Annotated in this window: 23 protein-coding genes; 21 read left to right on the forward strand and 2 right to left on the reverse strand. The window is 71.8% G+C overall.

The features are described from left to right. Together HP445_RS11150 and HP445_RS11155 are read left to right on the forward strand one after the other, a co-directional pair. On the forward strand, window positions 1-205 hold a 205-nt coding region (locus tag HP445_RS11150; RefSeq protein ID WP_175330812.1), incomplete at its 5' end, for a methionine adenosyltransferase domain-containing protein. An 8-nt stretch (window positions 206-213) separates the two neighbouring features. Further along, on the forward strand, window positions 214-2,196 hold the full coding sequence (locus tag HP445_RS11155) for a primosomal protein N' family DNA-binding protein (RefSeq protein WP_128779974.1): 1,983 nt from the start codon (window positions 214-216) through the stop codon (window positions 2,194-2,196). Window positions 2,197-2,319: 123 nt separating this feature from the next. Here the strand turns inward: HP445_RS11155 and HP445_RS11160 are convergent, their stop codons facing one another. Beyond that, on the reverse strand, window positions 2,320-2,775 hold the full coding sequence (locus HP445_RS11160; protein WP_110864568.1) for a DUF4383 domain-containing protein: 456 nt from the start codon (window positions 2,773-2,775) through the stop codon (window positions 2,320-2,322). Between the two features lie 134 nt (window positions 2,776-2,909). Here HP445_RS11160 and fmt point away from each other — a divergent pair, with 134 nt between their 5' ends. Together fmt and HP445_RS11170 are read left to right on the forward strand one after the other, a co-directional pair. Further along, window positions 2,910-3,845 carry a methionyl-tRNA formyltransferase gene (fmt, locus tag HP445_RS11165; protein WP_128779973.1) on the forward strand — a complete coding sequence of 312 codons (936 nt, stop codon included), beginning with the start codon at window positions 2,910-2,912 and terminating at the stop codon, window positions 3,843-3,845. Continuing rightward, window positions 3,842-5,410, forward strand: coding sequence for an RsmB/NOP family class I SAM-dependent RNA methyltransferase (locus HP445_RS11170; protein WP_232750155.1), 1,569 nt, complete (start codon window positions 3,842-3,844; stop codon window positions 5,408-5,410). The genes fmt and HP445_RS11170 overlap by 4 nt, the downstream gene beginning before the upstream one ends. A gap of 24 nt (window positions 5,411-5,434) precedes the next feature. Here the strand turns inward: HP445_RS11170 and HP445_RS11175 are convergent, their stop codons facing one another. Further along, window positions 5,435-6,088 (reverse strand): NAD(P)-dependent oxidoreductase, encoded by a 654-nt coding sequence (locus tag HP445_RS11175; RefSeq protein WP_128779972.1) that lies wholly within the window; start codon window positions 6,086-6,088, stop codon window positions 5,435-5,437. A 62-nt stretch (window positions 6,089-6,150) separates the two neighbouring features. On the opposite strand from HP445_RS11175, the gene HP445_RS11180 reads away from it, so the two are divergent. The 17 genes from HP445_RS11180 to HP445_RS11260 all read left to right on the forward strand — a co-directional run bounded on the left by HP445_RS11180 (window position 6,151) and on the right by HP445_RS11260 (window position 25,589). Next, on the forward strand, window positions 6,151-6,750 hold the full coding sequence (locus tag HP445_RS11180; RefSeq protein ID WP_128779971.1) for a TetR/AcrR family transcriptional regulator: 600 nt from the start codon (window positions 6,151-6,153) through the stop codon (window positions 6,748-6,750). Window positions 6,751-6,822: 72 nt separating this feature from the next. Continuing rightward, entirely contained in the window at window positions 6,823-7,482 is a 660-nt protein-coding gene (gene rpe, locus HP445_RS11185) for a ribulose-phosphate 3-epimerase (RefSeq protein WP_110864565.1), read from the forward strand. Between the two features lie 101 nt (window positions 7,483-7,583). Next, complete coding sequence (locus HP445_RS11190) at window positions 7,584-7,847, forward strand: phosphoribosyl-ATP diphosphatase (protein ID WP_128780142.1); 264 nt, start codon at window positions 7,584-7,586, stop codon at window positions 7,845-7,847. Between the two features lie 58 nt (window positions 7,848-7,905). Continuing rightward, complete coding sequence (gene hisG, locus HP445_RS11195; protein ID WP_027465727.1) at window positions 7,906-8,745, forward strand: ATP phosphoribosyltransferase; 840 nt, start codon at window positions 7,906-7,908, stop codon at window positions 8,743-8,745. Between the two features lie 11 nt (window positions 8,746-8,756). Then, window positions 8,757-9,512, forward strand: a complete 756-nt coding sequence (hisF, locus tag HP445_RS11200; RefSeq protein WP_232536485.1) for an imidazole glycerol phosphate synthase subunit HisF — start codon at window positions 8,757-8,759, stop codon at window positions 9,510-9,512. 25 nt (window positions 9,513-9,537) lie between these two features. Beyond that, entirely contained in the window at window positions 9,538-9,936 is a 399-nt protein-coding gene (gene hisI / locus HP445_RS11205; RefSeq protein ID WP_110864563.1) for a phosphoribosyl-AMP cyclohydrolase, read from the forward strand. After that, complete coding sequence (locus HP445_RS11210; protein ID WP_128779970.1) at window positions 9,933-11,477, forward strand: anthranilate synthase component I; 1,545 nt, start codon at window positions 9,933-9,935, stop codon at window positions 11,475-11,477. Before hisI ends, HP445_RS11210 begins: the two co-directional genes overlap by 4 nt. Beyond that, entirely contained in the window at window positions 11,474-12,172 is a 699-nt protein-coding gene (locus tag HP445_RS11215) for a Trp biosynthesis-associated membrane protein (RefSeq protein WP_110858960.1), read from the forward strand. The genes HP445_RS11210 and HP445_RS11215 overlap by 4 nt, the downstream gene beginning before the upstream one ends. Continuing rightward, window positions 12,169-12,408, forward strand: a complete 240-nt coding sequence (locus HP445_RS11220; RefSeq protein WP_017887200.1) for an HGxxPAAW family protein — start codon at window positions 12,169-12,171, stop codon at window positions 12,406-12,408. The genes HP445_RS11215 and HP445_RS11220 overlap by 4 nt, the downstream gene beginning before the upstream one ends. Window positions 12,409-12,427: 19 nt before the next feature. Then, window positions 12,428-13,213, forward strand: coding sequence for an indole-3-glycerol phosphate synthase TrpC (trpC, locus tag HP445_RS11225; RefSeq protein WP_111103099.1), 786 nt, complete (start codon window positions 12,428-12,430; stop codon window positions 13,211-13,213). A gap of 100 nt (window positions 13,214-13,313) precedes the next feature. Beyond that, on the forward strand, window positions 13,314-14,528 hold the full coding sequence (gene trpB, locus HP445_RS11230) for a tryptophan synthase subunit beta (protein ID WP_071244754.1): 1,215 nt from the start codon (window positions 13,314-13,316) through the stop codon (window positions 14,526-14,528). Next, a complete protein-coding gene (gene trpA / locus HP445_RS11235) occupies window positions 14,525-15,319 on the forward strand; it encodes a tryptophan synthase subunit alpha (RefSeq protein ID WP_071403730.1) in 795 nt (264 codons plus the stop codon). The genes trpB and trpA overlap by 4 nt, the downstream gene beginning before the upstream one ends. 96 nt (window positions 15,320-15,415) lie before the next feature. After that, window positions 15,416-16,402: a prolipoprotein diacylglyceryl transferase gene (gene lgt, locus HP445_RS11240; RefSeq protein WP_071244753.1), complete on the forward strand. Its 987-nt coding sequence runs from the start codon at window positions 15,416-15,418 to the stop codon at window positions 16,400-16,402. Window positions 16,403-16,623: 221 nt separating this feature from the next. Further along, window positions 16,624-21,228 (forward strand): glutamate synthase large subunit, encoded by a 4,605-nt coding sequence (gene gltB, locus HP445_RS11245; protein ID WP_372496364.1) that lies wholly within the window; start codon window positions 16,624-16,626, stop codon window positions 21,226-21,228. 53 nt (window positions 21,229-21,281) lie between these two features. Beyond that, window positions 21,282-22,739, forward strand: a complete 1,458-nt coding sequence (locus tag HP445_RS11250; protein WP_111023053.1) for a glutamate synthase subunit beta — start codon at window positions 21,282-21,284, stop codon at window positions 22,737-22,739. A gap of 179 nt (window positions 22,740-22,918) precedes the next feature. Next, complete coding sequence (pyk, locus tag HP445_RS11255; protein WP_017887208.1) at window positions 22,919-24,364, forward strand: pyruvate kinase; 1,446 nt, start codon at window positions 22,919-22,921, stop codon at window positions 24,362-24,364. A gap of 130 nt (window positions 24,365-24,494) precedes the next feature. Further along, the gene (locus tag HP445_RS11260; protein WP_111031612.1) at window positions 24,495-25,589 is read left to right on the forward strand and encodes a VIT1/CCC1 transporter family protein; all 1,095 of its coding nucleotides are present in this window, start codon (window positions 24,495-24,497) and stop codon (window positions 25,587-25,589) included. Window positions 25,590-25,610 lie beyond the last annotated feature (21 nt).

The raw sequence follows: 25,610 nt of genomic DNA on the forward strand, positions 1-25,610 counted from the left end.
CGCCACGATCGAGGCCGCCATCCGCCAGGTCTTCGACCTGCGTCCGGCCGCGATCATCCGCGACCTCGACCTGCTCCGACCGATCTACGCGCAGACCGCGACCTACGGCCACTTCGGCCGCGAGCTCCCCGGGTTCACGTGGGAGCAGCTCGACCGTGTCGAGGAACTCCGCGCCGCCGCAGGACTCGTCGCCGCGACCGTCTGAAGCACCGCGTGACCACCGTCGCGCGCGTCGTCCTCGACTCGCCGCTCCCGCAGTTGGACCGTTTGTTCGACTACCGGGTGCCGGCCGAGCTCGAGGACGACTGCGTCGCGGGGGTCCGCGTCAAGGTGCCGCTGCGCACCGGGGCACGGATGTCCGACGGGTACGTGATCGAGATCGTCACCGAGGGTGAGTACCCCGGTGAGCTCAGCCAGATCGAGGCCGTCCTGTCCCCGGTGCCCGTCCTGGCGCCGGAGATCTGGACCCTCGCGCGCGCCGTCGCCGACCGTGCCGCGGGTGTCGCCTCGGACGTCCTGCGCCTGGCCGTGCCGCCGCGGCAGGTGCGCGCCGAGAAGGCCTGGCTCGCCCGGGACACCGCGTGGTCGCCGCCGCCGGTGACCGCCCCGCCCGTCACCGGCTACGCCGACGGCGTCCTGGAGGCCGTGGTGACGGAGCACGGGCGCGCCGCGGTCGCCGCCGTGCCCCAGCCCGTGGCGGTGGGTGACGCGGACGCACCGGTCTGGGTGCCGGGGTGGGCCGCGACGCTCGCCCAGGCCGCCGCACACACGGTGGCGGCCGAGCAGTCCGCGGTGATCGCCGTGCCGGACTTCCGCGACGTCATCGACCTCGAGCGCGCCCTGCTCGCCGTGCTGCCGCCGGAACGGGTGGTGCGGTTCGACGCCAAGCAGACGAACGGGCAGCGCGCGAAGGCCCTGCTGCAGGCGCGCACGCACCCGGTGGTCGCGATCGGCAACCGTACGGCGATGTACGCGCCGGCGACCGACCTCGGGCTGATCGCGATGTGGGACGACGGCGACGCCTCGTTCATCGAGCAGCGGGCCCCCTACGTGCACACGCGTGACGTGGCCCTGGTGCGGGCCGCCCAGTCCGGGGCCGCGCTGCTGTTCGTTTCGCACGCGCGTAGCACCGACGTGCAACGGCTGGTGGAGCTGCACTGGCTGCAGGACGTCGTGCCCTACCGCGTGAAGACCCCGAAGGTCATCCCCACCGTGCAGCAGACCGGGGCCGAGGGGTTCGCCGCACAGGCGCGCATCCCGAGCTCCGCCTGGCGTGCCGCGCGCGGGGCCAGCCAGCACGGTGCCGTCCTGGTGCAGGTTGCGAGCCCGGGCTTCGGCACGGGGCTCGTCTGCGCCGAGTGCGGCGAACGCGCGCACTGCCGCGTCTGCGGCGGGCCGCTCGGCAGCCCGCACCGCGGCGCCACGCCCCAGTGCCGGTTCTGCGGCGCCCTGGCCGTCGGCTTCCGCTGCCCGACGTGCGGCAACGGCACCGTGAAGCCGGTCGGCCAGGGCGCACAGCGCACCGCGGAGGAGCTCGGGCGGGCGTTCCCCGGCACCCGGATCATCGTCGCGGACGGCTCGCGTCCGCTCGACGAGGTTCCCGCCAAGCCATCGGTCGTCGTCGCCACCCGTGGGGCCGAGCCGTCGGTGCCGGGGGGCTACGCCTGCGTGCTGCTGCTCGACGGCGAGAAGATGCTCGCCCGCGAAGGGCTGCGCGTGCAGGAGGACGTGCTGCGCTTCTGGACGAACGCCGCCGCGAAGTCGGCCCCCGGTGCCGAGGTGTACCTGGTCGGGATCGGCGGGCGGCTGGCGTCGGCGATGGCCCTGTGGCGGCTCGACGGTCCCGCACACGACGAGCTCACCGACCGCCGCGAACTGCACTTCCCCCCGGCGGTGCGGGTGGCGACGATGACCGGTACCGACGAGGCCGTCACCGCTGCGGTCGAGGCCCTCGGCGACGCTGTCGTCGGTCCGGTGCTCGGCCCGGTCCCGGTCGAGGACGACACGTTGCCGGGCACGGTCCGGGCCATCGTGCGGTTCCCGTACGCGCACGGGGCCGAGGTCGCCGCGACGCTCAAGGCCGAGGTGATCCGGCGCTCGTCGACCCGGCGGGTGCTCAAGGGTGGCAACCGACGACGGGCCGCTCCGACGCTGCGGGTGCGATTGGACGACGCGGAGCCGTTCTCCGAGGTCTGACCGCGCCCGGGTCCGTGTGGGCCCGGGCGCTGCACGACGCAGAACGACACCGCCGACGTCGTGCGACGTCGGCGGTGTCGTTCGGGGTCTGCCGCCGGGTGGCGACCGGCTGGTGCGGGTCGGTCAGGCGTTGGCGGGCCGACGACGCTCGCGCGGCAGCACGACGCCGAGGGCGACCATGCCGATGGCGAGCACGAGGTGCAGCCAGTTGTCGGCGTTGTTCAGCGGGACGAAGTTCGCACCCGAGCTGTGGCCGGCGGTGAACAGGCCGTAGATCCACAGCACGAAGTAGACGATCCCGCCGATCACCAGGTACATCCGCGAGCCGGAAGCGCGGTTGGCGGCGAGCAGTCCGACGACGCCGAACAGCAGGTGCACGATGTTGTGCAGCACGGACACCTGGAAGATGCCGAGCAGCATGCCCATCGACTCGTGTCCGGCCCCGGCCAGGTCGCCGGTCGTGATGCCGGGGACGAACCCGGCGATCCCGACGAGCAGGAACACGATGCCGACCACGAGGGTGGCCTTCTGGACGGACGATCCGGCGTAGCGGTTGGTGGCGGTGGTGACGTCGCTCATGGTGGTTCCTCTCCTGATGTGGTTCAGACCGTACGCAGCCGATGCTCTGCTGTCCCCAAGGTGAGCCGGAACGCGCACCGTGGCGCTGTCGACCGGGCACGGCGCAGTGGCTCGCCCGTGGGAGGATCGAACCCATGCGTCTCGTCGTCGCCGGCAGCCCCGCTGCGGCCGTCCCCACCCTCCGCCGTCTGGCGGCGTCCGACCACGAGATCGTCGCGGTGCTCACGCGGCCGGCCACCCCGCAGGGCCGCAAGCGCGTCCTCACGCCGACCCCGGTGGCCGTCGTCGCCGCGGAGCTCGGCCTGCCAGTCATCGAGGCCTCGCGTGTCGACGACGCCGTCACCGCCCGGATCGCGGACCTCGACGTCGACCTCGGCGTGATCGTCGCCTACGGCGCACTGCTCCGCCGCCCGGCGCTCGACGCCCCGCGGCACGGGTGGATCAACCTGCACTTCTCCGACCTGCCGGCGTACCGCGGTGCGGCTCCCGTGCAGCGTGCGGTGATGGCCGGCGACACCCGGACCGCCGCCACGGTCTTCCAGCTGGTCGAGGCGCTCGACGCCGGCCCGGTCTACGCCGCCCTGCCCTTCGAGATCGACCCCGAGGCGACTTCGGGTGAGGTCCTCGCCGCGATGGCCGAGGTCGGCGCCGACGTGGTGGCGGACGTCGTGGACGCCATCGCCGCCGGCACCGCCGTCGCGACCGAGCAGTCCGGCGAGCCCACGCTCGCCCCGAAGCTCACGATCGACGACGGCCGCATCGACTTCGCCGCGCCCGCCGCCGCCGTGCACGCGCGGCTGCGCGGGGTCACGCCCGAGCCCGGCGCGTACGCCCACCTGGGCGAGACCCGCGTGAAGCTGCTCCGCAGCACGCTCCGGCCAGGAGGCACGCAGGACCCCGCCCCGTCGCTCGCGCCGGGTGCGCTCGCACTCCACGGCGGTCGGCTGCTGGTCGGGACCGCCGACACCCCGCTGGTGCTGCTCGAGGTGCAGCCGGCGGGCAAGAAGGTGATGGACGCCGCCGCCTGGGCCCGTGGCCTCGGCGAACTGGACGGGAAGGTCCTCGCATGAGCCCCCAGACGAAGCCCCAGGGTGCCCGCCGCGGCCCGCGTCCGGCCAGTGCCCGCCGCGTGGCGTTCGACGTGCTCCGCGCCGTGCAGGTCGACGACGCCTACGCGAACCTGCTGCTGCCGACGCGCATCCGCCGCGCCGGGCTCACCGCCCGCGACGCCGGGTTCGCGACCGAGCTCACCTACGGGTCGATCCGGATGCTCGGCCGCTACGACGTGATCATCGCGCTGGCATCCGGTCGCCGGGCCGAGAACATCGAGGCGGACGTCCTCGACGTGATGCGTCTCGGTGCGCACCAGCTGCTCGCCATGCGCACGCCGACGCACGCCGCCGTCGACGCCACGGTCGAGCTCGCCCGCGAGGTCGGTGCCCGCCGCGCCACCGGGTTCGTGAACGCCGTGATGCGCAAGATCGCCGCCCGCACCGACCAGGAGTGGGACGCCCTGATCACCGAGGGCCGTGCCGGGGACGCCCTGCTCGCCACCCGCTGGTCGCACCCGGTCTGGGTCGTCTCGGCGCTCCGCGACGCCCTGGCCGCCGAACGCTCCCGCGACGAGCTCGCCGCCCTGCTCGCCGCCGACAACGCCGCACCCCGGGTGCAGCTCGCGGCCCTGCCCGGCCTCGCCACCGACGAGGACATCGCCACCGCGACCGCCCGCACCGCCCCGGACGACGACACCGACGCCGCGTTCGCCGACGCGACCGGTGCGGACGACGTGCCCGCGGCCCTGGTGCCCGCCGACGACGAACCGGAGGCCGACGGTGCGACCGGCACCGTGCCTCCCGTCCGGGCCGACGAGCCCGTCGTGCAGGCGGACGCCGCGCCGGTGTCGCCCGTCGGCATCCGCGGCATCAGCGGCGACCCGGCGCGCGTGCCGGGCGTCGCCGCCGGACGCCTGCGCGTGCAGGACGAGGGGTCGCAGCTCGCCGCGCTGGCGCTGAGCCGCTCGTCGGACGTGCGTGCGGGGGAGCGGTGGCTCGACATGTGCGCCGGGCCCGGCGGCAAGGCCGCGCTGCTCGCCGCCGAGGCGCAGCAGGGCGGGGCGACCCTCGTCGCCAACGAACTCGTGCCCGCCCGCGCCGGACTCGTGCGGAACGCCCTCGGCGTGTTCGGCGACCACGTGCGGGTCGTCGAGGGCGACGCCCGTCGGTACGGCCGCGACGGCACCGGGATGACCTTCGACCGCATCCTGCTCGACGCCCCGTGCACCGGGCTCGGCGCGCTGCGTCGCCGACCGGAGGCACGTTGGCGGAAGCTCCCCGAGGACGTCGAGGAGCTCGCTGCCCTGCAGACCGAACTGCTCGACGCCGCCGTCCGGGTGCTCGCACCGGGCGGGACCCTGGCGTACGTGACGTGCTCGCCGCACCTGGCGGAGACCCGCGGGCAGGTCGACGCGCTGATGGGGCGGCACGGCGACCGGCTCGAGCAGCTCGACACTGCCACGATCGTCCGGGGTGTCGCCGCACGTGACCCCGAGATCGCCGACGGTGCCACGGCGCAGCTGTGGCCGCACCGCATCGGGACGGACGCGATGTTCATCGCGCTGTTCCGTCGAGTCGACTGACCACCCCGCCGACCGGGATCGGGCTCAGCGCGACCGTCGGTAGGCACTGCCGTCGCACGTGTGCACGGCCGTGTCGTCGAACAAGGTGCGCAGGTTGTACGCGGCGCAGTCCCGGAAGGTACCGATGCTGATCCACCGCGCCGAGCGGCGCAGCTCGCCCTTGGATGGGCCGTCCGAACCGATGCCGGCGCGGTGGACCGTCCAGGCGATGTCCTGCGCCTCGGCGTCGAGGTAGCGCATCACCGACTCGTTGTCCGCGTGCTGTCCGATGTACTCCCGCGCGAGCGTCGACCGGACGAGGCGGAGCACGGGCGCGAGCCGCTTGCCGGGAGGCGCACTCAGCCCACCGGCCTGGTAGAGCAGCCGCCGGGTGCCGCTCCGGCGCATGGCCAGCACGAGCGTGCGGACGAACGCGGTGTTGACCGGTCGCTCGCGCTGCGCGGCGACGTCCCCGAGCATCACGACCACGCCCGTCACGCCCTCGAGCAGCGCGTCGAGGTCGAGGCCGTCGGTGACCGAGCCCTGCACGACCTGCAGGTCGTCGTGCTGGACCGCCAGCTTCGACGGTGTCCGGACGACGGCGCGGACACGGTGTCCGGCATCGAGTGCGAGCCGGGTGAAGTGCTGGCCGGTCTGTCCGGTCGCGCCGAACACGAGCAGGTGCTGTCGAGGTGTCATCCACCCAATCTAGGCAGTGACTAGAAAATAGGCAATGCCTAGTACCGCGATAGGCTCTCCCCATGCCGGAGCGTCCCTTCCACCACGGGAACCTGCGGGCCGTGCTGCTCGACGAGGCCGTCCAGGTCCTGCGCGAGGACGGCGTCGACGGGTTGTCCCTCCGTGACCTGGCGCGCCGCGCCGGGGTCAGCCACGGTGCGCCGCGGAGCCACTTCGTCGACCGCCAGGCACTCCTCGACGCCCTCGCCGTGCTCGGTTTCGAGCGACTGACCACCGCGGTGCGCCGGGCCCTCTCCGGCTCGGGCGACCTCGACGACCGGTTCCGTCGGGTCGCCATGGCGTACGTCGACTTCGCCATCGACGACGCGGCGCTCATGGACCTCATGTTCCAGGCGTCGACGGCCGGCCGGTCCGGCCCCGTGCAGACCGCCGCCGAATCGCTGTTCGCCGTGCTCGACGGCGCGCTCGGAGCGTCCGCGCCGGAGCCCGGCGAGGACGCCCGGGCCACCTTCAAGCTCCTGTTCGCCGCGACCATGCAGGGGATCGCGGGCCTCGTCGTGTCGCGCCGGATCGACCGCCCGCAGGGCGAGCGGCTGGTCGAAGCAGCACTCGGGACGATGCTCCGGTCCGACCTCGGCACGCGCGCCCTCGGCGACGGCTGACCCCGCCCCCGGACGGCGCCGCGCGCACCCGGGCAGCGCAGCCAGGCAGGCGCACGCCGGTAGGCTTGCCCGGTGACGATCCGCATCTCGCCGAGCATCCTGTCCGCCGACTTCGCGAACCTCGAACGCGAACTCCAGCGCATCGAGACCGCCGACCTGGTGCACGTCGACGTGATGGACAACCACTTCGTGCCGAACCTGACCCTCGGGCTGCCGATCGTGCAGCGCCTGCAGCAGGTGTCGCCGGTGCCGCTCGATGTGCACCTGATGATCACCGATGCCGACCGCAACGCGCCGAAGTACGCCGAGACCGGTGCGTCGAGCGTCACGTTCCACTTCGAGGCCGCCGACGACCCGGTGGCGACCGCCGCGGCGATCCGGTCGAACGGTGCCCGCGCGGCCGTCGCCGTGAAGCCCGGCACCCCGATCACGCAGGTGCTGCACCACCTCGACGCCTACGACATGATCCTGCTGATGACGGTCGAGCCCGGGTTCGGCGGGCAGTCGTTCATGCCGTCCGTGATGCCGAAGCTCGCCGACGCGCGCGCGGCGGTCGACGCCTCGGGGCTCGACGTCTGGCTCGAGGTGGACGGCGGGATCGCCGTGGACACCGTGCCCGAGGCCGTGCGGAGCGGTGCCGACACGCTGGTCGCGGGCTCCGCGGTCTACGGCGGCGAACCCGCCGCGCGCATCGCCGACCTGCGCGAGGCCGCCGCTCGGGCACGCTCGTGACCGGGGGAGCGCCGGACGGTACCGGCGTGAGCGAGGCGACCGCCGCCTCCCGTCCGGACGGTGCGTCGGCAGCGTCAGCGGAGACCGGTAGCCTGGACCCCGTGAAGACGTTCGACGACCTGTTCCAGGAGCTCACCGAGAAGGCGCGCACGCGCCCCGATGGCTCCGGCACCGTCGCCGAACTGGACGCCGGCGTGCACCAGATCGGCAAGAAGATCGTGGAAGAAGCCGCCGAGGTCTGGATGGCGGCCGAGTACGAGGGCGACGAGCGCACCTCGGAGGAGATCTCGCAGCTGATCTACCACCTCCAGGTCCTCATGGTCGCCAAGGGGCTCACCCCGGCGGACGTCTGGCGACATCTGTAGGAAGCGCCGCCCGGCGCACCGACGACCGCCGACGACCCCACAGAAAGCAGACCTACTGATGCTCCGCATCGCCGTGCCCAACAAGGGCTCCCTGTCCGAGACCGCGTCCGACATGCTGCGGGAGGCCGGGTACGCCGGCCGCCGCGACCCGAAGGCGCTGCACCTGCTCGACGAGCGCAACGGCGTCGAGTTCTTCTTCCTCCGCCCGCGGGACATCGCCACGTACGTGGGGTCCGGCGCGCTCGACGTCGGCATCACCGGCCGCGACCTCCTGCTCGACTCCGGGTCCGAGGCGCACGAGGTCGACGCGCTCGGCTTCGCCGACTCCACCTTCCGGTTCGCCGGCACCCCGGGTCGGTTCGCCTCGCTGCAGGACCTCGACGGCGTGCGTGTGGCCACGAGCTACCCCGGACTGGTCGGTGCGTTCCTCGCCGAGCACGGGGTCAGCTCCACGCTCGTGAAGCTCGACGGCGCCGTCGAGAGCGCCGTGCGGCTCGGGGTCGCCGACGCCGTGGCCGACGTCGTGTCGACGGGCAGCACGCTCCGGCAGGCGGGCCTCGAGATCTTCGGCCCGGTGATCCTCGAGTCGACCGCGGTGCTCGTCTCCACCGACGAGACCATCCCGGGTATCGACGTGCTCCGCCGACGCCTGCAGGGCGTCCTCGTCGCCCGTGGCTACGTGATGCTCGACTACGACGTCCCCACGGCCCTGCTCGAGCAGGCGACCGCGGTGGCGTCCGGCATCGAGTCGCCCACGGTCTCACCGCTGCACGACCGCGACTGGGCCGCGGTCCGCGTGATGATCCCGCGCGACGACGCGAACCTCATCATGGACGCGCTCTACGACCTCGGCGCCCGGGCGATCCTCGTCAGCCCGATCCACGCCGCACGCCTGTGACCCCCGGTGGCGTGTCGGTCCGGGTCATCCCGTGCCTCGACGTCAAGGGCGGACGCGTCGTCAAGGGCGTCAACTTCCTGGACCTGCAGGACGCCGGTGACCCCGTGGAGCTCGCGGCTCGGTACTACGAGCAGGGTGCCGACGAGCTGACCTTCCTGGACGTCGGTGCCACGGTCGAGAACCGGGCGACGATGTACGACACCGTGACCCGGACGGCCGAGCAGGTCTTCATCCCGCTCACCGTCGGCGGCGGGGTGCGCAGCGTCGACGACGTCTCGCGGCTGCAGCAGTGCGGCGCGGACAAGATCGGCGTGAACAGCGCAGCGATCGCCCGGCACGAGCTCATCGGTGAGATCGCCGACCGGTTCGGTGCCCAGGCCGTCGTGCTGTCGCTCGACGTCAAGCGGTCCGACCGGATGCCCTCGGGCTTCGTGGTCACCACCCACGGCGGGCGGACCGAGTCCGACCTCGACGCCATCGCGTGGGCACGCGAGGCCGTCGAGCGCGGCGCGGGGGAGCTGCTCGTCAACTCCATCGACGCCGACGGCACGAAGAACGGGTTCGACCTCGAACTCGTGGCCGCGGTGCGCGCCGTCTCGTCCGTCCCGGTGATCGCCTCGGGAGGCGCGGGTCGCGTCGAGCACTTCGCCCCGGCCGTCGACGCGGGTGCGGATGCAGTCCTCGCCGCCAGCGTCTTCCACCGTGGCGAGATGACCGTGGGGGACGTCAAGGCCGCGCTCCGCGCGACCGGTCACGCCGTCCGCTGATCCGCCGCCGTAGGCTAGGAGCCTCATGACCGACAGCACCAGCACCGACACCGAGGCGGTCCTCGACCGCGCACACTTCGGTGCGGACGGCCTGCTCCCCGCCATCGTGCAGGAGGAATCGTCGAAGGACGTCCTCATGCTCGGCTACATGGACCGGGAAGCCCTCCGCCGCACCCTCACCGAAGGCCGTGTGACCTTCTGGTCGCGGTCGCGGAACGAGTACTGGCGGAAGGGCGACACGTCGGGACACGCCCAGTACGTCCGCGGTGCCGCGCTGGACTGCGACGACGACACGCTCCTCGTCACGGTGCAGCAGGTCGGGGCGGCGTGCCACACCGGTGCGCACCGGTGCTTCGACGTCGACCCGCTCGCGCCCGTGACCATGTCCGCCCCGGCGGACACGGCCGTGGAGCCGACCCGATGACCACCGCGACGATCTCCGAGACCCCGCACACGACCTCCCGACCGGAGTTCGACGGCCTGCTCGGCGACCACCGTGTCCTGCCGGTCGTCCGTGCGCTGTACGGCGACAGCGAGACGCCGGTCGGCGTCTACCGCAAGCTCGCCGACGGCCGCCCCGGGTCCTTCCTGCTCGAGTCCGCCGGCCAGGGTGGCCTGTGGTCGCGCTGGTCGTTCGTCGGCGTGCGGAGCTTCGGCGTCCTCACCCAGGACGGCGACCGCGCGGCCTGGATCGACACCGGCATCGACGCCGAGCGCGCCGTCGGGTCGCTCGACGGTGCCCCGCTCGAGGTCCTCGCACGGTTGCACGAACGCTGGGCGACGCCCCGCGTGCCCGGCTCGCCGCCGCTCGTCGGCGGCACCGTCGGCTTCATCGGGTGGGAGGCCGTGCGACAGCTCGAGCACCTGCCGAACGTTCCGCCGGCCGACTTCGACGTCCCCGGACAGGCGCTGTCCTTCGTCTCCGAACTCGCCGCGCTCGACCACCGCACCGGTCTCGTGCTGCTCGTCGCGAGCGTGCTGAACGACGGCACCGACGACGCGGACACGCTCTGGGCGGACGCGCAGCAGCGACTCGACCGCATGCAGGGCGACCTGGTGCAGCCGAGCGTCGCGACCGTGGCCGAGGCGTTCGAGATCGCCGAGCCGACCCCGACCCATCGCACGAGCCCGGCCGACTACATGGCGGCCGTCGAGCGCTCGAAGGACTTCATCCGCGACGGTGACGTGTTCCAGGTCGTCATCTCGCAGCGGTTCGACCACGAGGTCACGGCCGACCCGCTCGACGTCTACCGGGTGCTCCGGACGCTGAACCCGAGCCCGTACATGTACTTCCTCGCCCTCGCGGACACCGCCGACGAGCGGTTCTGGATCGTCGGCGCATCGCCGGAGGCGCTGGTGAAGGTGCAGGGCGACCGCGCCATCACGCACCCGATCGCCGGGTCCCGCCCGCGCGGTGCCACCCCGGAAGCGGACGTCCACCTCGGCGAGGACCTGCTCGGCGACCCGAAGGAGCGCGCCGAGCACCTGATGCTCGTCGACCTCGCGCGCAACGACCTGCAGAAGGTGTGCGAGCCCGGCACCGTCAGCGTCACCGAGTTCATGACCGTCGAGCGGTTCAGCCACATCATGCACCTGGTGTCGAGCGTCGAGGGGCGGGTGCGTCCCGACGCCTCGGCGATCGACGTGTTCCGCGCGACGTTCCCGGCAGGCACGCTCTCGGGCGCGCCGAAACCGCGTGCGCTGCAGATCATCGACGAGCTCGAACCGGCGAAGCGCGGTGCGTACGCCGGAGTCGTCGGGTACTTCGACTTCGCCGGTGACGCCGACCTGGCGATCGCGATCCGCACCGCCCTGATCAAGGACGGCGTGGCCCGCGTGCAGGCCGGGGCCGGACTCGTGGCGGACTCCGACCCGGAGACCGAGCACGTCGAGGCGGTCAACAAGGCCGCGGCTCCGCTGCGTGCCGTCGCCACGGCCAACCGGATGCGCGAGGTCCGCTCGTGAAGCGTTCTCGTCCGATCGTCGTCGTCGCCGGGCTCCTGGTCGCCGGCGTCATCATGCTCGCCTGGACCCAGACCTGGTTCACCGTCCGCCTGCACGCGGGTGCCGCCGTCACCTCGACGGTCTCGGCCGACGGGGCGGCGGTCGTGCCGCAGTACACCGCGCTGGCGATCGCGAGCCTCGCGCTCTTCCTGGCGATGACCATCGCGGGACGGGTGCTGCGCATCGTGCTCGCCGCCGTCGAGATCCTGCTCGGCCTCGGCGTGGTCGTCAGCGGCATCACCGCCCTCGGCGACCCGATCGCCGCTGCACGCGGTGCCGTCGGCGAGGTCGCCGGGGTCAGTGACCTCGGTGCCGTCCGCGGTGTCGTGTCGAGCGTCTCCGTGAGCCCGTGGCCCGCCGTCGGGATCGCGGGCGGCGTACTCGCCGTGCTGCTCGGCGTGGTCGTCATCGTGGTCCAGCGGGCCTGGCCCGGCCCGAGCCGGAAGTACGGTGCCGCCACCGCCGGAGCAGCCGCAGCAGCACGTGCAGCAGCACCCGTCCAGCGCGACGCGGTCGTCGACTGGGACGACCTGAGCGCGGGCGTGGACCCGACCACCGCCGACGGCGCGGGCGCGGGGGCGCCGAGTGACGACACGGTAGGATCGACAGGGCGTCGCTCGACCGACGACGCCGGAGCAGAACGAGGAGCACCGTGAGCAACACTGAGCCCGCAGAACTCGGCGAAGGCCACTCGCCGGCCGCCTGGACCGCCGTCGTGATCATGCTGATCGGATTCGCGGCAGGCACGCTGTTCTTCTGGTTCGACCAGCCGTGGGGCGTCTGGGCCTCCGCTGGCGTCGTCCTCATCGGCCTCATCGTCGGTGGCGTGATGAAGAAGGCCGGCTACGGCGTCGACGGTCCGAAGTTCGTCCCCAAGCACCACGGCGAGTAGGGCTCTCCCGATGCCGAACGTGCTCGAGTCCCTCGTCGCGGGCGCGCTCGAGGACGCCGCCGCCCGTCGTGTCGACCGTCCGTACTCGGACGTCGAACGCGACCTCGACCGGGTGGCGTCGCCGCTCGACGCCCTCGCGTTCCTCAGCCCGGGCGACCGGGTGAAGATCATCGCCGAGGTCAAGCGCGCCAGCCCGTCCCGCGGGTCGATGGCCGCGATCGCCGACCCGGCCGCCCTCGCCGCCGACTACGAGCGTGGCGGAGCCTCGACGATCAGCGTCCTGACCGAGGGCCGCAAGTTCCTCGGCAGCCTCGCCGACCTCGAGGCCGTGAAGGCCCGCGTCGGGGTCCCCGTGCTCCGCAAGGACTTCATCGCGGACCCGTACCAGGTGATCGAGGCCCGGGCATCCGGAGCCGACGTCGTGCTGCTCATCGTGGCGGCGCTCGAGCAGGCCCGCCTGGTCGAGCTGCACACCCTGGCCGAAGAACTCGGCATGCGCGTGCTGGTCGAGGCGCACTCCGGTGACGAGGTCACGCGTGGCCTCGACGCCGGTGCTCGCATCCTCGGCGTCAACGCCCGCGACCTCACCGACTTCTCGCTCGACCGCGACCTGTTCGGGTCGCTCGCCGACCGCATCCCCGACGGGGTCGTGCGCGTCGCCGAGTCCGCGGTCTCCGGTCCGGCCGACGTCGCCCACTACCGTGCGGCGGGCGCCGACGTCGTGCTGGTCGGCGAAGCGCTCGTGACGGGTGACGACCCCGCCGCGACCCTGGCGTCGTTCGTCGACGCCGCCGACCGGGCCTGACCGGCTCCGCCCACGTATCGAGGCCGCCGACCGCGGCCGCACGTTCCACCCGTCCGCCGCGGCCGACCAGCCGCGTCGGACTCGTCCCGGGAGACACATCGTGACCTCACTCCGCGACCTGCACGGCCCCTACTTCGGTGACTTCGGCGGACGCTTCGTCCCCGAGTCCCTCGTCCTCGCGCTCGACGAGCTCGAGGCCGCCTTCCGCCAGGCCTGGGCGGACCCGGCGTTCCGTGCGGAGCTCGACGAGCTGCAGCGCGACTACACCGGGCGCCCCTCGATCATCACCGAGGTGCCGCGCTTCGCGAAGCACGCCGGTGGCGCCCGGGTCATCCTGAAGCGCGAGGACCTGAACCACACCGGGTCCCACAAGATCAACAACGTCCTCGGCCAGGCACTCGTCGCCCGTCGGCTCGGCAAGACCCGCCTGATCGCGGAGACCGGTGCCGGCCAGCACGGCGTCGCCACGGCGACCGCCGCAGCCCTGTTCGGCATGGAGTGCGTCGTCTACATGGGCGCCGTGGACACCGAGCGACAGGCACTCAACGTGGCCCGGATGCGCCTGCTCGGTGCCGAGGTGATCCCGGTCGAGACCGGTTCGCGCACCCTGAAGGACGCCATCAACGACGCCCTGCGCGACTGGGTCGCCAACGTCGAGTCGACGCACTACCTGCTCGGCACGGTCGCCGGTCCACATCCGTTCCCCGAGATGGTGCGCGAGTTCCACAAGGTCATCGGCGAGGAAGCGCGCCAGCAGGTCCTCGACCGCGTCGGTCGCCTGCCGGACGCCGTCGCGGCGTGCGTCGGCGGCGGCTCGAACGCGATGGGCATCTTCGAGGCGTTCCTCGACGACGAGTCCGTCGCACTGCACGGGTTCGAGGCCGGCGGCGACGGCGTCGAGACCGGTCGGCACGCGGCGAGCATCACGCTCGGTCGCGAGGGCGTGCTGCAGGGCGCGAAGTCGTACCTGATGCAGGACGAGGACGGCCAGACGATCGAGAGCCACAGCATCTCCGCCGGACTCGACTACCCGAGCGTCGGACCGGAGCACGCGTACCTGGCGTCGATCGGCCGCGCGAAGTACCAGCCGATCACCGACACCGAGGCCATGGAGGCGTTCCGCCTGCTGAGCCAGACCGAGGGCATCATCCCGGCGATCGAGTCGTCCCACGCCCTCGCCGGTGCGATGAAGCTCGGCAAGGAGCTCGGCCCCGAGGGCGTCGTGCTCGTGAACCTGTCCGGCCGCGGTGACAAGGACGTCGCGTCCGCCAGTCGCTACTTCGGCATCCTCGACGAGAACGCGGTGCAGCTGTGACCACGAACAAGACCGTCGCCCAGACGATCGACGCCGCCAACGCCGAGCGCGCCGGAGCCGTCGTCGGCTACCTGCCTGCTGGGTACCCGAACCTGCAGACCAGCGTCGACGCCGCCGTCGCCCTCGCCGAGAACGGCGTGGACGTCATCGAGTTCGGTCTGCCGTACTCCGACCCCGTGATGGACGGCCCCGTGATCCAGCGGGCAGCCGAGGAGAGCCTGGCGAACGGCTTCCGGGTCGCACAGGTCTTCGACGCCGTGCAGCAGATCACCGAACGGGCCGACGTGCCGGTCCTCGTCATGACCTACTGGAACCCGGTGCTGCGCTACGGCGTGGACCGCTTCGCCGACGACCTCGTCGCCGCCGGTGCAGCCGGCCTCATCACGCCCGACCTCATCCCCGACGAGGCCTCCGCGTGGACCGAGGCCTCCGAGCGGACCGGGCTCGACCGGGTCTTCCTCGCCGCACCGTCCTCGTCGGACGAGCGCATGCGCCAGGCGGTCGAGGCCAGCCGTGGGTTCGTGTACGCCGTCTCGACGATGGGTGTGACCGGTGCCCGGGTCGGCGTCGACGTCGCCGCACGCACGGTGGTGTCGCGACTGCGTGACGCCGGGGTCGAGCGCACCTGCGTCGGTCTCGGGATCTCGACGGCCGAGCAGGTCGGCGAAGTGCTCGAGTACGCCGACGGCGCCATCGTCGGGTCCGCGTTCGTCCGTGCGCTGGCCGACCTCGGTGTGCAGGGTGTGGCCGACCGTGCCGCCGACCTCGCCACCGGCGCCCGCCGCCGCTAGTCCAGTTCCTGTCCGGCCCGCGAGCCGCGCTACAGTGAGCGAGGCCGACGCCACGTCGACCGCGCCCCGTCAGTTCCGAAAGGCGACAGCACCTCCATGCCCCTCCTGAGCATCCCGAGCCCGAGCACCGCCTGGCAGTACTTCGACCTGACCGCCTGGCTGCGCGACGCGTTCGGCTGGTCGCTGCCCCTCGACTTCCGCATCCACGCGTACGCGATCTGCATCCTGATCGGGATCGTGGCCGCGGTCGTCCTGGCGAACCGACGACTCAACGCCCGTGGCGTCGAGCGCTGGATCATCATCGACATCGCGATCTGGGCCGTGCCCGCCGGCATCATCGGCGGTCGTCTCTTCCACGTGTTCACCCACGTGTCCGACTACTTCGGCCCCGGCATCGACCCGCTGTCCTTCCTGTACATCTGGGAGGGCGGGCTCGCCATCTTCGGTGCGCTCATCCTCGGGTCGGTCGGCGCGTGGATCGGCTGCCGTCAGGTGGGCCTCCGGTTCACGTCGTTCATCGACGCCGTCGTGCCGGGCGTCCTGCTCGCACAGGCCTTCGGCCGACTGGGCAACTACTTCAACCAGGAGCTCTTCGGCATGCCGACGAGCCTGCCCTGGGGCCTCGAGATCGACTCGAGCAACGCCGCGTTCCCGAAGGGCCTGCCCGAGGGCACGCTGTTCCACCCGACGTTCCTGTACGAGATCATCTGGAACGTCCTCGGCGTCGTCGTCATCCTCTTCCTGGCGCGCAAGTTCACGCTGCAGTGGGGCAAGGTCCTCGGCCTGTACCTGATCTGGTACGGCGCCGGACGCTCGGTGCTCGAGTCCATCCGCGTCGACACGAGTGAGACCTTCTTCGGGGTCCGCACCAACGTGTGGGTGGCCCTCGCCGCGGTCGTGATCGGCATCCTGATCTTCGTGGTGCAGAGCCGTCGCCACACCGGCAAGGAGCCGAGCCCGTACCTGCCGGGTCGCGGGCCCCGTCCGACCTCCGTTGTAGACTCCGAGGACACCTTCTCGGAGCACGATGACGACGCAGCAGACGGCGTCACGAGCGACGAACCGGTCACGACCACTCGCTGATCCCGAGGTGGGAGCACCCGCTCCCGACGACCACCGGTCACGTGCAGCACCACCAGCAGCAGCACCAGACGGTCTCCGCCACAAGCGGGGCCCAGCAACCTCGCCGGCCGGCAGGGCAACTCACTGACGGCGGGCACGGGCACCAGTCCCGCCCGCTCGGGCGGAACGCACCACCGGGCCACCGCTGTCCCTGTTCCACTTCCTCGTGAGGACGGTTCCCCATGGCGCTCCAGCCAACCCAGCCCTCGGCACCGACGAGCCTCGTGCCGCCGCACCGCCGCTTCTCCGCGATCCCGGACGCGACGGGCATGTACGACCCGGCGAACGATAAGGACGCCTGCGGTCTCGCGATGGTCGCGACCCTGCGCGGCACGCCCGGGCACGACATCGTCGACGCGGCCCTCGGTGCGCTCCGGAACCTCGAGCACCGCGGTGCCGTGGGGTCCGACGCGGGCACCGGTGACGGCGCGGGCATCCTGTGCCAGGTGCCCGACGAGTTCCTCCGGGCCGTCGTGCCCTTCGAGCTGCCGGCAGCGGGGGAGTACGCCGTCGGTACCGCCTACCTGCCCCTGGACGACGACGCGCGCCACGCGGTGAAGGGCGCCGTCGAGCGGCTCGCCCGCGAAGAGGGCCTGAAGGTCCTCGGGTGGCGCGAGGTCCCGGTGCGTCCGGAGGTCCTCGGAACGCTCGCCCGTGCCGCGATGCCGGCGTTCGAGCAGCTGTTCGTCGCCTCCATCCGGCACGACGTGCACGGAGCCTCGTGGAGCGGCATCGCGCTCGACCGCCAGGCCTTCCGGCTCCGCAAGCGCGCCGAGCACGACAACGACCTGTACTTCATGTCGCTGTCGAGCCGCACCATGGTCTACAAGGGCATGGTCACGACGCTCCAGCTGGAGCCGTTCTACCCGGACCTCAGCGACGAGCGCTTCGCGTCGAAGCTCGCGATCGTGCACTCGCGCTACTCCACCAACACGTTCCCGTCGTGGCCCCTCGCGCAGCCGTTCCGGACGATCGCCCACAACGGTGAGATCAACACCGTGCGCGGCAACCGCAACTGGATGCGCGCCCGCCAGTCGCAGCTCGAGAGCGAACTGCTCGGCGACATGGCCCCGCTGCTGCCCATCGTGAGCCCGGGGGCGAGCGACTCCGCCTCGTTCGACGAGGTCCTCGAGCTGCTGACCCTGACCGGCCGGACCCTGCCGCACGCCGTGTCGATGATGGTTCCAGAGGCGTGGGAGAACCAGGTCGGGATGGACCCGGACCTCCGCGCGTTCTACGAGTACCACTCGATGCTCATGGAGCCGTGGGACGGCCCCGCCGCGATCACCTTCACCGACGGCTCGCTCGTCGGCGCCACCCTCGACCGCAACGGCCTGCGCCCCGGACGCTTCCTGGTCACCGACGACGGCCTCATCGTGATGGGCTCCGAGACCGGGGTCATCGACGTGCCGGCCGCCAAGGTCGTGCGCAAGGGCCGTCTGCGTCCGGGCCGGATGTTCCTGGTGGACACCGAGGCCGGCCGCATCATCGAGGACGACGAGGTCAAGCGCGGGCTCGCCGCCTCGGGGCCCTGGGGCGACTGGCTCGAAGCCGGCCGCATCAACCTCAACGACCTGCCGGAGCGCGAGCACATCGTGCACACCCCGGCCTCGGTCACCCGCCGGCAGCGCGCGTTCGGGTACACCGAGGAAGAAGTCCGGATCCTGCTGCGCCCGATGGCGGCAGCGGGTGCCGAGCCCCTCGGCGCGATGGGCTCGGACACCCCGATCGCCGTGCTGTCGGAGCGTCCGCGCCTGCTCTTCGACTACTTCACCCAGCAGTTCGCGCAGGTGACCAACCCTCCGCTCGACTCGATCCGCGAGCAGGTCATCACCTCGATGGGGATGGGACTCGGTCCGGAGCGCAACCTGCTCTCCGCCGGTCCCGAGCACGCGAAGCAGATCACGCTCGACTTCCCGGTGATCGACAACGACCAGCTCGCCAAGGTCCAGCACTTCGAGACCGAGTCGGGTCGCCACCTGACCGTCACGATCAAGGGCCTGTACCGCGTCGACGCGGGCAAGAAGGCGATGCAGAAGCGCATCGCCGCCGTGTGCGACGAGGTCGACGCCGCGATCGAGTCCGGCAAGCAGTTCATCGTGCTGTCCGACCGCGACGGCAACTCCGAGCAGGCACCGGTGCCGAGCCTCCTGCTCCTCGCCGCGGTCCACCACCACCTGATCCGCACCGAGCAGCGCATGAAGGTCGGGCTGATCGTCGAGGCCGGCGACGTGCGCGAGGTCCACCACGTGGCCACCCTCATCGGGTACGGCGCCTCGGCGATCAACCCGTACCTGGCGATGGAGACCTGCGAGAACCTGGTCCGCGCCGGCATGATCCCCGGGATAACCCCGGAGCAGGCGGTCAAGAACGTCATCAAGGCGCTCGGCAAGGGCGTGCTGAAGATCATGTCGAAGATGGGCATCTCCACGGTGTCCAGCTACGCCGGTGCGCAGGCGTTCGAGGCCGTCGGGCTCAGCCAGGAGTTCGTCGACAAGTACTTCACGGGCACCTCGTCGATCCTGGGCGGCGTCGACATCGACGTCATCGCCAAGGAGAACGCCGAGCGGCACGCCCAGGCGTACCCGCAGGACGGCGCGGTGCTCTCGCACGAGCGACTGCAGATCGGTGGCGAGTACCAGTGGCGCCGTCAGGGCCCGCCGCACCTGTTCAACCCGGACACGGTGTTCCGCCTCCAGCACGCCACCCGTGCCCGCCGCTACGACATCTTCCGCGAGTACTCGAGCGCCGTGGACGACCAGTCCGAACAGCTCATGACGCTCCGCGGGCTGTTCCGGTTCAAGCAGGGCGCTCGGAAGCCCATCGCGCTCGACGAGGTCGAGTCGATCGAGTCGATCGTCAAGCGGTTCAACACCGGTGCGATGTCCTACGGGTCCATCTCGAAGGAGGCCCACGAGACGCTCGCCATCGCGATGAACCGACTCGGTGGCCGTTCGAACACGGGTGAGGGCGGCGAGGACGTCGACCGGCTGCTCGACCCCGAGCGCCGCAGCGCGATCAAGCAGGTCGCCTCCGGCCGGTTCGGCGTGACGAGCATGTACCTGACGCACGCCACCGACATCCAGCTCAAGATGGCGCAGGGCGCGAAGCCCGGCGAGGGCGGGCAGCTGCCCCCGGCGAAGGTCTACCCCTGGGTGGCCCGGACGCGGCACGCCACCGCGGGCGTCGGCCTCATCTCGCCGCCGCCGCACCACGACATCTACTCCATCGAGGACCTCAAGCAGCTGATCTTCGACGTCAAGCGCGCCAACCCGGCCGCCCGCGTCCACGTGAAGCTCGTGAGCCAGTCCGGCATCGGTGCGGTCGCGGCCGGCGTGACGAAGGCCCTGGCCGACGTCGTGCTCGTGTCCGGCCACGACGGCGGCACCGGCGCGAGTCCGCTCAACTCGCTCAAGCACGCCGGCACCCCGTGGGAGATCGGCCTGGCCGAGACCCAGCAGACGCTCATGCTGAACGGCATGCGCGACCGGGTCGTCGTGCAGGTGGACGGACAGATGAAGACCGGACGGGACGTGGTCGTGGCTGCGTTGCTCGGGGCAGAGGAGTACGGCTTCGCGACCGCGCCGCTCGTGGTCGAGGGCTGCATCCTGATGCGCGTCTGCCACCTGGACACCTGCCCGGTCGGCGTCGCCACGCAGAACCCGGAGCTCCGCAAGCGCTTCTCCGGCAAGCCCGAGTTCGTCGTGAACTTCTTCGAGTTCATCGCGCAAGAGGTCCGCGAGCTCCTCGCCGAGCTCGGCTTCCGCAGCCTCGACGAGGCGATCGGGCAGACCGACGCGCTCGACGTCGACCGTGCCGTCGAGCACTGGAAGGCCTCCGGGCTCGACCTCGCGCCCGTGCTCAAGGGACCGCACTTCGACGACGCCGAACCGCGCCGCCACCACCGCGAGCAGGACCACGAGCTGGACCAGCACTTCGACGTGCAGCTCATCCAGCAGACCGCGGACGTGCTCGACCACGGCGGTTCGATCGCGCTCGACCTGCCCATCCGCAACACCGAGCGCGCCGTCGGCACCATGCTCGGCCACCAGGTGACCCTGCGGTACGGCGAGCACGGCCTGCCGAACGGTTCGATCGACGTGACGCTGCGCGGTTCCGCCGGCCAGTCGCTCGGTGCGTTCCTGCCGGCGGGCATCACGCTGCGGCTCATCGGCGACAGCAACGACTACGTCGGCAAGGGGCTCTCCGGCGGCCAGATCGTCGTCCGGCCCGACGCCGGCTCGGGCTTCGACCCGGCCGAGAACGTCATCGCCGGCAACGTCATCGGGTACGGCGCCACCCAGGGCAGCATGTTCATCCGCGGCATCGTGGGCGAGCGGTTCCTGGTGCGGAACTCCGGTGCCACGGCCGTCGTCGAGGGCGTGGGCGACCACGCGCTCGAGTACATGACGGGCGGGCTCGCGCTCATCCTCGGCGAGACCGGCCGGAACCTCGGTGCCGGCATGTCCGGTGGGACGGCGTACGTCCGTGGGCTCCGCGAGGAGCACGTGAACACCGACGCCCTGGCATCCGGCGAACTCCGGCTCGAGGCGCTCGACAGCGCCGACGTCGAGATCGTCACCGACCTGCTCACCCGGCACGCCGACGAGACGGGGTCGACGCTCGCGTCCGACCTGCTGGCGTCCGGAGACCTGAGCGACTTCGTCAAGGTGCTGCCGCGCGACTACGCGGCGGTGCTCGAGACGCGCAGACAGGCCGTCGACGAGGGGCTCGACCCCGACGGTGACATCGTTTGGAACAGGATCATGGAGGTGACCGGTGGCTGAGCGTCACGCACGTCCGGAACAGGCAGTGCCCGACACGACCTCGGAGGTGACCGGTGGCTGACCCCAAGGGATTCCTGAAGGTCCAGGAACGCGAACTCCCGCCCCGGCGACCCGTGCCCGTGCGGCTCATGGACTGGAAAGAGGTCTACGAGCAGCAGGAGTCGGGTGTCCTGAAGCGCCAGGCCGGCCGCTGCATGGACTGCGGCGTGCCGTTCTGCCACCAGGGCTGCCCGCTCGGCAACCTGATCCCGGAGTGGAACGACCTGACGTGGCGCGGTGAGGGCCGCCAGGCGATCGAGCGGCTGCACGAGACGAACAACTTCCCGGAGTTCACGGGTCGGCTCTGCCCGGCCCCGTGCGAGTCGTCGTGCGTGCTCGGCATCAACCAGCCCCCGGTGACGATCAAGCAGGTCGAGGTCTCGATCATCGACCAGGCGTTCCAGAACGGCTGGGTCACCCCGCACCCGCCGGAGCGCCTGACGGGCAAGACCGTCGCCGTCGTGGGCTCCGGTCCCGCCGGGCTCGCCGCCGCGCAGCAGCTCACGCGTGCCGGCCACACGGTCGCCGTCTACGAGCGGGACGACCGCATCGGCGGCCTGCTCCGCTACGGCATCCCGGACTTCAAGATGGAGAAGCGCCAGATCGACGCGCGCCTCGCCCAGATGCAGGCCGAGGGTACCCGGTTCCGTGCCGGGGTCGAGATCGGCAAGGACATCACCTGGGACGACCTGAAGTCGCGCTACGACGCGGTCGTCGTCGCCACCGGTGCCACGGTGCCGCGCGACCTGCCGATCCCGGGGCGCGACCTCGAGGGCGTGCACTTCGCCATGGACTACCTGGTCCAGCAGAACAAGGCGAACGCGGGCACGACGGTCGACAACCAGATCACGGCAGAGGGCAAGCACGTCGTCGTCATCGGCGGCGGCGACACCGGCGCGGACTGCATCGGTACCGCCCACCGCCAGGGCGCGTTGAGCGTGACGAACCTGGCGATCGGCAAGCAGCCGCCGCTCGAGCGTCCGTCCGACCAGCCGTGGCCGATGTTCCCGACCGTGTTCGAGATCACGAGCGCCCATGAAGAGGGCGGCGAGCGGCACTTCCTCGCCTCCACCGTCGAGTTCCTGTCGAACGACGCCGGCGAGGTCCGCGCACTGCGGGTCGCCGAGACCGAGTACCTCGACGGCCGGCGGGTCCCGAAGGCGGGCAGCGAGCGGGAGATCCCGGCCGACCTCGTCCTCATCGCGATGGGCTTCACCGGCCCCGAGTCGGACACCATCGAGCCGCAGCTCGGTCTGCCGACCACGGTCTCCGGGGCGCTCGACCGCCGTGCCGACTACGCGACCAACGAGGCCGGCGTGTTCGTCGCCGGCGACGCGGGTCGCGGGCAGTCGCTCATCGTGTGGGCGATCGCCGAGGGCCGTGCCGCGGCCGCGCAGGTCGACGAGTACCTCGAGGGCTCCACGATCCTGCCGGCACCGGTCAAGGCGACCGACCGGGCGATCTCCGTCTGATGTCGGACGCGCACCAGATGTCGGACCGCCGCCAGACGGCGGACCGTCTCCACCAGATGCTCACGCTCCCGTGAGCGTGAGGCCACCAGCACTCGGTAGGGTGCTGGTGGCCTCGCTTCGTTCCGCGCGGCCCCACAGCGCGGAAACCCAAGCTCCATCCACCACCACGAAGGAATCCATTGAGACGCGCAAAGATCGTTTCGACGCTCGGACCGGCAACGTCGGACTACGAGACCGTCAAGGAGATCATCGAAGCGGGCGTCGACGTCGCCCGCCTCAACCTCAGCCACGGTGACTACAGCGTCCACGAGGCCAACTACGTCAACGTCCGTCGTGCCGCCGAAGAACTCGGCAAGCCCGTCGCGATCCTCGTCGACCTGCAGGGTCCGAAGATCCGTCTGGCACGGTTCGCCGACGGCCCGCACGACCTGGCGGTCGGTGACATCTTCACCATCACGACCGAGGACGTCCCCGGCTCGAAGGAGATCTGCGGCACGACGTTCAAGGGCCTGCCGCAGGACGTCAAGCCCGGCGACCCGCTGCTCATCGACGACGGCCGTGTCCGCCTCCGTGTCCTCGACACCGACGGCGTGCGGGTCCGCACCGAGGTGGTCGTCCCCGGCACGGTGTCCAACAACAAGGGCATCAACCTGCCCGGTGTCGCCGTCAACGTCCCCGCGCTGAGCGAGAAGGACGAAGCCGACCTGCGCTGGGCGATCCGTCAGGGCGCCGACCTCATCGCGCTGTCGTTCGTGCGCAACGCGAGCGACGTCGTGCGTGCCCACGAGATCATGGACGAAGAAGGCAAGCGCCTGCCGGTCATCGCCAAGGTCGAGAAGCCCCAGGCCGTCGACGCGCTCGAGGAGATCATCGACGCCTTCGACAGCATCATGGTCGCCCGCGGTGACCTCGGCGTCGAGCTCCCGCTCGAGGCCGTCCCGATCGTGCAGAAGCGCGCCGTCGAGCTGTCCCGCCGCATGGCGAAGCCGGTCATCGTCGCGACGCAGATGCTCGAGTCGATGATCTCGTCGCCGATCCCCACCCGCGCCGAGACCTCCGACGTCGCGAACGCCGTCCTCGACGGTGCCGACGCGGTCATGCTGTCCGGTGAGACGAGCGTCGGTGAGTATCCGGTGCAGACCGTCCGCACCATGGCCCGCATCGTCGAGTCCACCGAGGACCACGGTCTCGAGCGCATCGCCCCGCTCGGCACCAAGCCGCGCACCCTCGGTGGTGCGATCACCCTCGCCGCCGTCGAGATCGCCGAGTTCACCGAGGCGTCGTACCTCTGCGTCTTCACCGAGTCCGGCGACTCGGCCCGCCGCATGTCGCGCCTGCGCCACGGTCTGCCGATCATCGCCTTCACCCCGAACGAGGCCACGCGCCGCCGGATGGCCCTCACCTGGGGTGTCCGTTCGTTCCTGGTGGAGCGGAAGACCCACACCGACGAGCTCTTCTCGCAGGTGGACGACGTCCTCCTCGAGAACGGCCTGGCCGCCCCCGGCGACCGCGTCATCGTGACGGCCGGGTCCCCTCCCGGCATCGAGGGCTCGACGAACGACCTGCGCGTGCACCGGGTGGGCGACGCCCACGCCGAGGCCGCCCCGGCCTACGTCCGCGACTGATCCGCGGGATCCGTCGCCACCAGGGCGCGGACAGGAGGCACGGTGCGCGCAGCACCGACCGCTTCCGGTCCGCGCCCTGCCGCGTCTCCACGGCCCTGGTGGTGACCGGACGTCGGCCGCAGGCGGCAGGATGGTCGCTGTGAGCCTCCGATCCGACACCCCGGCGCCGCGCGCCGACGTCCGCCGCTGGCGTCGCTACCTGGCCGACGAACGTGCCGAGGCGGCCGTGTACCGCAACCTCGCTGCCCGCCGTTCCGGCGAGGAGCGCGAGATCCTCGCCGCGCTGGCCGAGGCCGAGGGACGGCACGCCGACCACTGGCTCGACCTGCTCGGCGACGACGTCGGACGGCCGCAGCGGGGGAGCCTGCGCACCCGGGTGCTCGCCGTGCTCGCCAAGCGGTTCGGGTCAGTCTTCGTCCTCGCGCTCATGCAGCGCGCCGAGGACCGCTCCCCGTACGCCGACGACTCGGACGCGACCGCGCGGATGGCCGCCGACGAGCGGATCCACGGCGAGGTCGTACGCGGGCTCGCGAACCGGGGCCGGATGCGGCTGTCCGGCACGTTCCGGGCGGCGGTGTTCGGCGCGAACGACGGCCTGGTGTCCAACCTGGCGCTCATCATCGGCATCAGTGCTTCCGGGGCCGACCGGCACTTCGTGCTGCTGAGCGGCATCGCCGGCCTGCTCGCCGGCGCGTTGTCGATGGGGGCGGGGGAGTACGTCTCCGTCCGGTCGCAGCGCGAACTGCTCGAGGCGTCCGCGCCGCACCCCGAGGCAGGCAAGGCGGTGTCGGACCTCGACGTCGACGCGAACGAGCTCGCGCTGGTCTACCGGGCGCGCGGGATGTCCGAGGCCGAGGCGACCGAGCACGCCGCGCAGGTGCTGTCCGGCATCGGTGAGCGGCGGCCGGCGACCGGTTCGACCGCGGTCGCGGACGACCACGAGGCGGTCGGTACCGGGCTGAGCGCCGCGGTGTCGAGCTTCTGCTTCTTCGCCTCGGGCGCGATCATCCCGGTGCTGCCGTTCCTGTTCGGCATGCAGGGCTGGCCGGCGATCGCGGTGGCCGGCGGCCTGGTGGGCATCGCGCTGCTCGGCACCGGAGCCGTCGTCGGCGTGCTCAGCGGAGCCTCGCCGGGCAAGCGGGCCTTCCGGCAGCTCGCCATCGGGTTCGGCGCGGCGATCGTCACCTACGCCCTCGGGCTGCTCTTCGGCACCGGGTCGGCCTAGCGGAGGACGGCGGCGCGCGGC

This window comes from Curtobacterium flaccumfaciens, from assembly GCF_013359815.1.
GTDB classification, from domain to species: Bacteria; Actinomycetota; Actinomycetes; order Actinomycetales; family Microbacteriaceae; genus Curtobacterium; species Curtobacterium flaccumfaciens.

Excerpts from the sequence above, each read along its gene's own strand:
- HP445_RS11160 (WP_110864568.1), bottom strand. The coding sequence starts at position 2,775 with ATGAGCGACGTCACCACCGCCACCAACCGCTACGCCGGATCGTCCGTC.
- fmt (WP_128779973.1), top strand. The coding sequence starts at position 2,910 with ATGCGTCTCGTCGTCGCCGGCAGCCCCGCTGCGGCCGTCCCCACCCTC.
- HP445_RS11170 (WP_232750155.1), top strand. The coding sequence starts at position 3,842 with ATGAGCCCCCAGACGAAGCCCCAGGGTGCCCGCCGCGGCCCGCGTCCG.
- HP445_RS11175 (WP_128779972.1), bottom strand. The coding sequence starts at position 6,088 with ATGACACCTCGACAGCACCTGCTCGTGTTCGGCGCGACCGGACAGACC.
- HP445_RS11180 (WP_128779971.1), top strand. The coding sequence starts at position 6,151 with ATGCCGGAGCGTCCCTTCCACCACGGGAACCTGCGGGCCGTGCTGCTC.
- hisG (WP_027465727.1), top strand. The coding sequence starts at position 7,906 with ATGCTCCGCATCGCCGTGCCCAACAAGGGCTCCCTGTCCGAGACCGCG.
- hisI (WP_110864563.1), top strand. The coding sequence starts at position 9,538 with ATGACCGACAGCACCAGCACCGACACCGAGGCGGTCCTCGACCGCGCA.
- HP445_RS11210 (WP_128779970.1), top strand. The coding sequence starts at position 9,933 with ATGACCACCGCGACGATCTCCGAGACCCCGCACACGACCTCCCGACCG.
- lgt (WP_071244753.1), top strand. The coding sequence starts at position 15,416 with ATGCCCCTCCTGAGCATCCCGAGCCCGAGCACCGCCTGGCAGTACTTC.
- gltB (WP_372496364.1), top strand. The coding sequence starts at position 16,624 with ATGGCGCTCCAGCCAACCCAGCCCTCGGCACCGACGAGCCTCGTGCCG.
- HP445_RS11260 (WP_111031612.1), top strand. The coding sequence starts at position 24,495 with ATGGTCGCTGTGAGCCTCCGATCCGACACCCCGGCGCCGCGCGCCGAC.